Here is a 10,666-nt window from a genome sequence, read left to right on the forward strand (position 1 = left end):
GCAATTCCCTGTAGTCCCGTTCCTAACAAGGTCTCAGCTGCTTTATTGAGCCAAATGATACAACCTTGTGCGTTCAACACAACAAGGCCACAAGGCAAGCGAACTAAAATATCTTGTGCAGGTAAGCTGACTGCTGCTTGTGTTTCGTTGGGAGAAACCTCAGTGCAATGCATAAGTTAGTACCCTGATTAATTGAAGAACCCATAGCAAAGTTTAAGCCAAAATTAAAATATAAATAAAATCAGATAATTAATCTATAAAAAACGAATTAAAGTCGCTATTTTGACATTTACAAACGGTTTAGCGTCAAATTAAACTTGCTACAATTTCATAATAAGGACAAGATTATATCACATACTGTAAACTGGTTCTGAATCCGACTTAAAAAGCACTATTGACGTTACAAAATTGGGGACCCAATGCAAACTATACATCAATTATTTAATTACATTTTACATATAGATACTTATCTTATTGCTTTTGTATCAGCCTATGGTACTTGGACTTACCTAGCATTATTTGCCATTATATTCTGCGAAACAGGATTAGTTGTAACGCCCTTTCTACCAGGTGACTCTTTGCTTTTTGCTGCAGGCAGTCTTGCAGCACAGCAAAATACACCTTTGAATATTTTATCTCTATTCAGTCTGCTAATAATCGCATCTATTGCAGGCAACCAAGTCAATTACTTAATAGGAAAAGCCATTGGTCCACGAGTATTTTCTGCTAATCACTCCCGATTATTGAATAAAAATACTTGATAGAAGCGCATCAGTTTTATGAAAAGCATGGAGGGAAAACAATTATTCTCGCCCGCTTCATTCCTATTATTCGCACTTTTGTTCCTTTTGTAGCTGGAGTCGGCTATATGTCCGTCTCTTCATTTTCCATCTACAATCTGATTAGTGCTCTTCTCTGGGTAGGCGGTTTGCTCAGTTTGGGATATTTTTTGGTTCTATTCCGATTATTAAGGACAATTTTTCCCTTGTCATTTATGGCATTATTGCTCTCTCTCTTCTACCACCGATTCTTGCTTTTCTTTATCGTAAGATAAGTGCTTCACCCCATAAACTTGTTTAGGGGTTGTTTACTTGTCTACTATCTTGGCTTATGACTTGATTTTCTGGGCTTCTCTGCGATACTCAAAAATTAAGTCATAACCACTTAGGTTTGCAGAATGTACACGCTCCTAATCATCTCAGCATTTATTTCTTTCCTGCTTTTTCGTCTAATTTTCGCAAGAAGGCCATTTTTTCCGTAATTTTACTTTCAAGACCTCGTGAAACTGGTTGATACCAATGAGGCTCCTTCATTCCTTCAGGTAAATAGTTTTCTCCGGCAGCATAGGCATCTGGCTCATCATGGGCATAGCGGTATTCATGCCCATAGCCCAAATCGTTCATCAATTTGGTAGGTGCATTGCGCAAATGCAGTGGTACTTCTCTCGATTTATCCTGTTTCACAAAAGCTATTGCTTTATTATAGGCAACATAGCCAGCATTACTTTTCGCAGCAACTGCCATGTAGATAACAGCCTGAGCAAGAGCCAATTCTCCTTCAGGAGAACCTAAACGCTCATAGGTGGACGCGGCATCATTAGCAAGCTGCATCGCACGTGGGTCAGCTAATCCAATATCTTCCCAAGCCATTCTCACAATGCGGCGAGAAAGATAATAGGGATCAACACCGCCATCAAGCATGCGGCATAACCAGTAAAGTGCTGCATCAGGATTAGAACCACGAACTGATTTATGTAATGCTGAAATCTGATCGTAAAAATTTTCTCCAGCCTTATCAAAACGGCGCCTTGTCGAACTCAGTGCATTTTTAATTAGTTCAGCAGTAATTTGTAGGGTTCCTTGAGCCTGCGCAGCTGCATTGATTTGCTCTAAAAGATTCAAAAGGCGGCGAGCATCTCCATCAGCATACGCGATAAGATGAGTCTCTGCTTCCGTCTCAAATTGCAGATGAGTCAGTACCCTCTCCTGAGCACGTATCAATAAAAGTTTAAGTTCCGCATCTGATAACGGCTTTAACACATAAACCTGCGCACGGGACAACAGTGCTGAATTCACCTCGAAAGATGGATTCTCAGTCGTTGCACCAATAAAAGTAATAAGACCAGACTCCGTAAAAGGAAGTAAGGCATCTTGCTGCGATTTATTGAATCGATGGATCTCATCAATAAAGAGTAAGGTTTGCCTTTGCTGCATTAGGTGTTGTTTAGCTTCTTCAACCGCAGCACGTATATCTTTAACACCGGAAAAAACAGCTGAAAGTGCTATCCACTCACAGTCAAACGCCGCTGCACTTAATCGTGCCAGAGTTGTTTTCCCTACACCGGGCGGTCCCCACAAAATCATGGAATGCGGCTTACCAGACTCGAAAGCAAGTCGTAAAGGTTTACCTGCTGCTAACAAATGTTCTTGACCGATTACCTCATCCCAATATTTGGGTCTTAGTAACTCGGCGAGGGGGGCCTTCGGTTGGGTATTAAATAAATTCATTGTGTTACTACGTCTGTTCCTTTAGGCGGCTTAAATTGAAACAAACTAGCAGCAACTTTAGGATTGGTTTTCACGTTCTTCAAATTGACAACCGTGTGTTGGCCAAGTTGATCAAACATTTCAATACCAATTAAGGCATCACGGTTAAAAATCAGCTTCACTCGCTGAAAATTGGCTTTATTGGATTTAGATCGCAAATCATAAGCTTGCTTATCACCAGTCGTTGTTGCTGTTACATCAAAATCCCGGGTAACCGTGTCATCATAACCACTTAAAAACAGGGCCGCTGTCCCCCCCAAGCTTTTTTCCTGTTTTTTAACTGTTACTTGTTCTAAGTCAACATCATAAACCCAAAGTTTTTTTCCATCAGCAACTACTAATTGCTCCATAGGACTCTTAGTTTGCCAGCGAAAACGCCCAGGACGTTCAAGAGCCATAGTCCCAGAAGAACGTGAGATTTCTTTTTCTTTCGTCTTGATGACTTGATTAAAACTGGCAGTCATACTGCGAATAGTATTGAGTTTTGTCTGTAAAATATCTCCAACAGATTCGCAACAGGCGTTACCAGCAAATGCAAGTGATAGCAGTAAAACTAATTTTTTCATGTTTAATCCTCATTCGCTGTAGACACTAATACATCTCTAAACCCGCCGTCCAAGGGTCCTACAATTCCGGTTCGCTCCATTTCTTCAACTAGTCGTGCAGCTCGGTTATAGCCTATTTTCAGGCGGCGCTGCACAGAAGAAATACTCGCTTTTCGTGTTTGGATCACGAATTCAACAGCCTGGTCATAAAGAGGGTCTGCTTCTTCTGTCTCTTGTCCTTCTTCACCAAAACCGCCTTCTGATCCTTCGCTAGTCATTTGGGTAATATCGTCTATATATTCAGGCGCACCGCGTGCACGCCAATCATCAGCGACACGATGTACTTCTTTATCATCAACAAATGCTCCATGCACACGCAACGGGGCTCCGCTTCCAGGCGCTAAATAAAGCATATCACCATGACCAAGCAATTGTTCAGCCCCTTGTTGATCAAGAATGGTGCGAGAATCAATTTTTGAAGATACCTGGAAGGACATTCTAGTGGGGATATTTGATTTAATGAGTCCAGTTAGCACGTCAACAGAGGGGCGTTGTGTTGCTAAAATTAAATGAATACCCGCTGCACGAGCTTTTTGAGCAATACGAGCAATTAATTGCTCTACCTTTTTGCCAACCACCATCATCATGTCAGCTAGCTCATCAATGATGACTACTACATAAGGCAATGATTGCAAGATAGGTGCCGCTTCATCTACAGAATCAACTGGTTTCCATAAAGGATCAGTCAAAGGTTCACCTTTTGCCTCAGCTTCCGCGATCTTGGCATTAAAACCCGCCAGATTTCGCACGCCTAAAGAAGCCATTAAACGATAACGCCGTTCCATTTCACCCACACACCAACGTAATGCACTAGCAGCTTCTTTCATATCAGTCACTACAGGCGCTAATAGATGTGGGATCCCATCATAAACGGATAATTCGAGCATTTTTGGATCAACCATAATCAGGCGTACTTGCTCAGGAGTTGATTTAAACAAGAGGCTCAAAATCATCGCATTGATCCCTACTGATTTACCAGAACCGGTTGTACCAGCTACCAGTAAATGAGGCATTTTTGCTAAATCAACTACCATTGGATGACCTGCAATATCAACACCCAAAGCCAAAGTTAATGGTGAGTGAGACTGCTGATAAACATCGGCTGATAACACTTCGGACAAAGAGACCATATCTCGTTGCTGATTCGGTAGCTCTATGCCAACAACCGTCTTACCCGGAATAACCTCAACCACTCGCACACTAATAACCGATAGGGAACGAGCTAAATCTTTAGCCAGTGCCGACAGTTTACTAACTTTAATCCCGGCGGCTAATTGTAATTCAAAACGAGTGATTACTGGTCCAGGATGTACAGCAACAACATCTGCCTGAATGCCGAAATCCAATAAATGTTGTTCGACTTCTCGTGATACTGTTTCCAGCTCTTGATGAGTGTATCCCCCCATCACCTTACCGGGTCGTCCCTTATCAAGTAGGCTAAGCGCTGGCAAGCTGCCAGTCGGTGCTTGTGCAGGTGACTTAGCAACAGCACGGGCTGGCTCTTTTACAGATTTTAAGGCCGAGGTAGCAGGTATAGCAGGCATGCCAGGTGTAATCGCTAGAGACGGCGTCTTGATGACTGAGTCAAGAGGTTCCAAAGAGGGTATATTAGCTACGGCTGGCTTATCCTTTTTTCTACTGATTAATTGGCGTACCGGCTTATTACTATTAGCAACGACTGATTTGTTTCGCTCTCTAAACCGCTTAATCATTGCTCGTAGAAAACGAGAGCCTCTCACTAAGCCACGAAAACTACGATTTAATAGCGTAGCGGAATAAAAACCAAGTAGTTCTGTCGCTCCAACCCAGGAAAGTCCCGTTAACAACGTAACACCCACTAATAAAATGGCAAACAGCAATAAAGCAGCCCCTTGGGCGTTCAAGGCATAATCAAAACCATCAGAGACAAAACTACCAAGCAGGCCTCCCGCACTATGTGCGGCGTCAATTGGTGCAATGGATGATAAGCTTAACAAACCGCAACTGCCAATCATCAGAAAAATCAAACCACTGGCGCGCAGAAACATGGCTAGCCGATTCACAATCCGCAAAGCACGCAGATCCTTCAAAATCAGCCAGGCAACATAGGCAAAACAAAAGGTAAAAGGTACGCAAGATAACCAAAAACAAAATAAAGTCCATCAGCAAGATAAGCACCAACCTGACCACCTGCATTGCCTATTCCCATATTTCCTTTATGGATATGTGACCAACCTGGATCAGTGGTTTGATAAGTGCTAAGCGCAAGTAAAATGAAGAATGCACAGGTTAATACCAAAATAAAACTACCTTCACTAATACGCTTGAGCAAGAAATTTGGCATAGCCTGCTTCGGGGTGCTGGCCTGATTACCCGTTTGTTGTTTTCGCATAGGTATTTAAATGTGCCTTATTTTGTCATACTATTTGCCATCTTAACATAATTCATAAGGAAGGCAGAGATGATAAGCGAAAGCAATCACCATCGCCTGATAATTCTTGGCTCAGGTCCCGCCGGATATACTGCAGCGGTTTATGCCGCTCGCGCCAATCTTAATCCAGTACTCATCACTGGTATGCAGCCAGGTGGGCAATTAACCACAACGACTGATGTCGATAACTGGCCTGGCGATGTAGAAGGCTTACAAGGTCCGGCGCTAATGGAACGCATGCAACAACATGCTGAGCGCTTTGATACCAAAATTATTTTCGATCATATTGTAAAGGCCGATCTGCAGCAACGCCCTTTTGTCTTACAAGGGGACAGTGAAACCTATACCTGTGATGCTCTGATTATTGCGACTGGAGCATCTGCTCGTTATCTGGGACTTCCCTCAGAAAAAGCCTACCAAGGACGTGGTGTTTCAGCCTGCGCAACCTGTGATGGCTTTTTTATCGTAATAAAGCGGTTTGCGTTATAGGTGGAGGAAACACAGCAGTTGAAGAAGCCTTGTATCTGTCAAACATTGCAGCCTCCGTTACCCTTATTCATCGCCGTGATAGTTTACGTGCAGAAAAAATTCTCCAGGATCAACTCCTTGAAAAAACACGTACAGGCAATATAAAACTTTTATGGCATCATACCTTGGAAGAGGTGCTTGGTGATGATATGAAAGTCACGGGTGCCCGCGTCCGTAATGTTCTCGATGATAGCTGCCATGATCTAAGTGTTGATGGTGTTTTTATTGCGATTGGTCATGATCCCAATACTGGTTTGTTTAAAGAACAACTTGCCATGAAAGATGGCTACCTAACTATCCGCTCTGGTTTGGACGGTATGGCCACTGCGACTAGTATCAGTGGGGTTTTTGCCTGTGGTGATGTCGCTGATCATGTTTATCGTCAAGCCATTACTTCAGCAGGTTTTGGTTGCATGGCCGCCTTAGATGCGGAAAAATATTTGGATAGCTTAAGCTCCATTACAAACTCATAAATTTCAATCTATTACACCTTGATTTTCCATTCCCTCCAAGTTAGAGCTTGAATATAGGTGAGAATAAGGAAAATCAAGGTCTAATCACCCTATTTCCAATAGAATAGCCTATATATTGAACTAGACTATATCAATATGGGATCACTGCAGGAGGCTGACCATTCCATCTTCAACATCCCTGACAAACCAAGATATGAGCTTTCCGAATCCTGAAAGTAGTGATGATCAAGGCTTGCTTGCAATAGGTGGTGACTTGTCACCAGAGCGTTTGTTAATGGCCTATAAGCAAGGTATTTTTCCATGGTTTGAACCAGGGTGCCCTATTCTTTGGTGGTCACCTAATCCTCGTTTGATTTTAAAACCCCAAGCCTTTAAATTATCCCGCAGTTTAAAACAGGCTCTTAAAAAGCCTTATCGTTTCACTGTAGATACAGCCTTTAGTGAGGTTATTTCCGCGTGTGCTAACAGTGAAGGAAGAATCAATAATACCTGGATTACCGACAGCATGAGGGACGCCTATACCCTCTTACACCAAATGGGTTATGCGCATTCTTTTGAAATATGGTTAGAAGAACAATTAGTAGGTGGCTTATATGGTATCAGTCTAGGACGAGCTTTTTTTGGTGAATCCATGTTTCACCGACTTCGAGATACGTCAAAATTGGCCTTGTATTATCTTTGCCATACTTTGGCGACCTGGAAATTTGATTTTATAGATTGCCAGTTACCTACCGGTCATCTACAACGTTTGGGTGCAGTGATTATCAGTCGTCGTGAATTTTTGCACTATTTGCAGGAAACATTAAAATGCCCAACTCGTCAAGGGCTATGGACAAAGGATATTGTTTAAAGAAAAATATTGACCTAAAGGAAAGACTAGATTGCCATTTTTCTTATTTTAGTGCACTATTTGCGCCTTATTAAGTTTCATTTTTGAGGACCCATGGCAAAAGAAGATCATATTGAGATGTTTGGTACTGTAATTGATACCTTACCCAATACTATGTTTCGTGTTGAACTGGAGAATGGCCACGTTGTCACTGCTCATATTTCTGGCCGTATGCGTAAAAACTATATTCGCATATTAACAGGCGATAAAGTCAAAGTAGAGTTGACACCCTATGATCTAACTAAAGGTCGTATTATTTTCCGAGATAAAAATTAACTCTTAAATCCGAGCTGCTATCTTTTGAGTCATATTGCATACCCCGCTTCACAGTGGGCGTAATTGTATGCGTCTGTCTTTGTCAATCAGTAACAAGTGATTAGCCGGCACATCACCCCATTGATCACTGATATTGGTTAATTTCTCCGAAGTTACCAAGATACACTCATGTTTATGATTTTCCTTTAGCTTATGGAAGTGGCCCCTGCCAGCAAAACAAGTGCCATTAAAATAGTGTAGTGATTCTGGAGAATCATCTTTATCAGTGCAATAACGACTAGCAACTATCCGCTCCCCATCGGTAAGACAAACATTAAAATAGGAAGGGCCTTTCGTACCAAATTGCTGAACCAATTGATTCACTTCATACAAAGCGTCTTCTAATGTATCTGCTACAACTGACAATTTACTAAGATCTCTTCCCTTGGCCAACTGTAAAAAGAGGCCAAACAAATGTTCCGAATCCGTTTCCCCTTGAATCCAATGGTAAATATCATCCTCTAATAAGTGCCGTAAATGGCGTTTAACAACAATAAAATCGTTAATTCCACCATTGTGCATTAACATCCATTGTCCATGAATAAAGGGATGGCAATTATAGTTCGTCACACCACCAGCACTGGCAGCACGTACATGAGCAAAAAACAAGGAGATTTAATTTTTGCGGTCAAATGAAGCAAATTTCTATCATTCCACGCTGGTGAAATGGATGTAAACAATGCAGGTTCTGGACTGATAGAGGGAACATACCAACCAAGACCAAAACCGTCACCATTCGTAGGGATTGTGGATTCCCGAGCATGCAAACTTTGCATTATAATGGAGTTAACTGGTTTAACCAGTACATCTTCCAGCACAACATCGTGACCCAGATAGGCAACAAAACGGCACATAAGAACTCCATTTTATTTTTAAATATAGCAAAAAATGCAATCCTTGTGGCTAGAAACTGTTGATATTTCTATTATATTGCCATTTATGTCCCGCTAGCATGCTCAAAACATAACAATGATAGAAATTTTTAGGACTGTTTACATTGCGCTAGTTTAGGTGATTATGGTTTGATTTTCGGCAGCGCAGCCATGTAAGCCGGGCCCTTCTTGGCCCGACGTGTGCACGTTGAGCGAAGCGCCCAACCTACAACTTGCTTATAGTTTGATTTCAAGCCGCGAAGCGCAAAAAATCAAGCCATAAACACCAAGATAATTGACATGCAAACAGCTTAGTGTCCGGCAATCATCATTTGCTCAATCAGTATAGAGCCGCAACGAGTTGAGATATTGGGATTAATATCAGTACCAACAGCAGTAATCATTTTAAACATATCTTTCAAATTACCAGCAATTGTTATCTCTTCAACGGGATATTGAATAATGCCATTTTCTATCCAGAACCCACTTGCCCCTCGTGAATAGTCACCAGTTAAACCATTTACACCTTGCCCCATTAATTCCGTCACCAGTAATCCAGTGCCCATTTTATTTAGTAAATCCTGCAAATCACCTGCCGTGGGATCAAGCGTTAAATTATGAACCCCGCCGCCATTGGCAGTTGTTTTCAGACCTAGGCGGCGAGCTGAATAACTACTCAGTGCATATTGGCATAAACGCCCATCTTCAACAAAGACATTATTTCTTGTTGGCACCCCTTCACCATCAAACGGTGAACTTCCTAATGCTTTTAAAAGATAAGGTTGCTCATAAATTTTAAAACCAACAGGAAAAACCTGTTTCTCCAAAGCATCAAGTAAAAAAGAATTCTTGCGATATAAATTCGAACCACTGATCGCGTTAATAAAACTTGCCAACAAACCACTCGATACACGAGAAGAGAACAACACCGGTACTTTTTGCGTTTTGGCCTGTCTTGCCCCTAAACGACTGGTAGCGCGCTCCACTGCTTTTTGCGCCAAGGCTTCCAGTGAATTTAAACCTTCTGCATACCTTGCTGTCGTATAATCGTAATCTCGTTGCATGCTCTCCCCTTCTTTCACAATAAGAGAACAACTGACACTATGACGAGTACTTTGAACTACGCCTTCTCCACCATAGCTATTGGCAAAACCATTACAGAATGCATAGGTGGAAAAATTAACCCCATCAGAATTAGAAATCCGTTTATCCAAGGCCAAGGCATGAGCTTCACAAGCAAGTGCTTTCTCTATTGCCTGAGGAGGTTTAATTTCCCAAGGATGATAAAGATCAAGATCAGGATGATGATTTTTCATCAATTCTCGATCAGCTAGTCCAAAACAGGGATCTTCAGCACTCACTTTGGCGATATCGCAAGCAGCAGCCACCAAAGCGTCCAAAGCACCTGGTGAGGTATCTGTGCTACTGGCCCCCCCTTTACGATGTCCGATATAAACAACGAGACTAACTCCTTTATCCTCACTAAAAGCGACCGTCTCAACCTCCCCCATACGAACATCGACTGAAAAACCACTATCATGGTTAACCGAAACCATCGCATCTGTTGCACCGTGTGCACGAGCACGATCCAGGACATCATGCATTAACTCTAATAAATTGTTGGTTGACTTAAGCGCTACTCTATTGTTATTTTCCGGTAATGTTTTCATGGTGGGTCTACCGCTATCAAGTTTGTTCATAAGGATACAAGATTAATATGCCTAGGCAAACCATTGCTCTAGTAAAATGGCTTATTCGAGCCTCTAAATTTCTAGCGACTGCTCTATCGTTGTTGTTTTTTACCCATTATGTTGTTGCTAGCACTGCTTGGCGCCACTTAGCACCCGGTATTGAATATCAAGATCTCGAAGGTAGCTTTTTAACCCCTTGGTCTCACATTCATGCCTTTCGTATTAACTTAAAAGACAATGAGCTGTCGCTGGTGACTGCCAAAGATTTATCACGCGAACATGCATCAATTAATGAATATGCACAACATAGTAATGCGCTCCTAGCTATTAATGGTGG

At 41.9% G+C, this 10,666-nt stretch carries 7 protein-coding genes and 4 pseudogenes; 5 read left to right on the forward strand and 6 right to left on the reverse strand.

Going from position 1 to position 10,666, the window contains the following annotated elements:
* Window positions 1-419 precede the first annotated feature (419 nt).
* Window positions 420-1,080: pseudogene (locus BN58_RS37115) on the forward strand (DedA family protein).
* 125 nt (window positions 1,081-1,205) lie between these two features.
* Here BN58_RS37115 and BN58_RS14305 read toward each other — a convergent pair.
* The 3 genes and pseudogenes from BN58_RS14305 to BN58_RS25730 all read right to left on the reverse strand — a co-directional run bounded on the left by BN58_RS14305 (window position 1,206) and on the right by BN58_RS25730 (window position 5,522).
* Window positions 1,206-2,507, reverse strand: a complete 1,302-nt coding sequence (locus BN58_RS14305) for a replication-associated recombination protein A (RefSeq protein ID WP_019217411.1) — start codon at window positions 2,505-2,507, stop codon at window positions 1,206-1,208.
* Window positions 2,504-3,112 (reverse strand): outer membrane lipoprotein chaperone LolA, encoded by a 609-nt coding sequence (gene lolA / locus BN58_RS14310; RefSeq protein ID WP_019217412.1) that lies wholly within the window; start codon window positions 3,110-3,112, stop codon window positions 2,504-2,506. The genes BN58_RS14305 and lolA overlap by 4 nt, the downstream gene beginning before the upstream one ends.
* A gap of 2 nt (window positions 3,113-3,114) precedes the next feature.
* Window positions 3,115-5,522 (reverse strand): annotated as a pseudogene (locus BN58_RS25730) (DNA translocase FtsK).
* A 69-nt stretch (window positions 5,523-5,591) separates the two neighbouring features.
* On the opposite strand from BN58_RS25730, the pseudogene trxB reads away from it, so the two are divergent.
* From trxB to infA, 3 genes and pseudogenes are all read left to right on the forward strand, one after another.
* A pseudogene (gene trxB, locus BN58_RS25735) lies at window positions 5,592-6,562 on the forward strand (thioredoxin-disulfide reductase).
* 193 nt (window positions 6,563-6,755) lie between these two features.
* Window positions 6,756-7,412 (forward strand): leucyl/phenylalanyl-tRNA--protein transferase, encoded by a 657-nt coding sequence (gene aat, locus BN58_RS14325; protein WP_019217413.1) that lies wholly within the window; start codon window positions 6,756-6,758, stop codon window positions 7,410-7,412.
* A 93-nt stretch (window positions 7,413-7,505) separates the two neighbouring features.
* Window positions 7,506-7,727, forward strand: coding sequence for a translation initiation factor IF-1 (infA, locus tag BN58_RS14330; RefSeq protein ID WP_019217414.1), 222 nt, complete (start codon window positions 7,506-7,508; stop codon window positions 7,725-7,727).
* A 48-nt stretch (window positions 7,728-7,775) separates the two neighbouring features.
* On the opposite strand, the gene BN58_RS25740 is transcribed toward infA, so the two are convergent.
* The 3 genes from BN58_RS25740 to pmbA form a co-directional block, all read right to left on the reverse strand.
* Window positions 7,776-8,375 carry a class II glutamine amidotransferase gene (locus tag BN58_RS25740; protein ID WP_232220650.1) on the reverse strand — a complete coding sequence of 200 codons (600 nt, stop codon included), beginning with the start codon at window positions 8,373-8,375 and terminating at the stop codon, window positions 7,776-7,778.
* The gene (locus BN58_RS34585) at window positions 8,333-8,620 is read right to left on the reverse strand and encodes a class II glutamine amidotransferase domain-containing protein (RefSeq protein WP_232220651.1); all 288 of its coding nucleotides are present in this window, start codon (window positions 8,618-8,620) and stop codon (window positions 8,333-8,335) included. Before BN58_RS34585 ends, BN58_RS25740 begins: the two co-directional genes overlap by 43 nt.
* A gap of 329 nt (window positions 8,621-8,949) precedes the next feature.
* Entirely contained in the window at window positions 8,950-10,308 is a 1,359-nt protein-coding gene (gene pmbA / locus BN58_RS14340) for a metalloprotease PmbA (RefSeq protein ID WP_026069504.1), read from the reverse strand.
* A 47-nt stretch (window positions 10,309-10,355) separates the two neighbouring features.
* Here pmbA and BN58_RS25745 point away from each other — a divergent pair.
* Window positions 10,356-10,666 (forward strand): annotated as a pseudogene (locus BN58_RS25745) (hypothetical protein); the annotation flags it as partial.

Source organism: Legionella tunisiensis (genome assembly GCF_000308315.1).
Classification (GTDB): Bacteria; Pseudomonadota; Gammaproteobacteria; order Legionellales; family Legionellaceae; genus Tatlockia; species Tatlockia tunisiensis.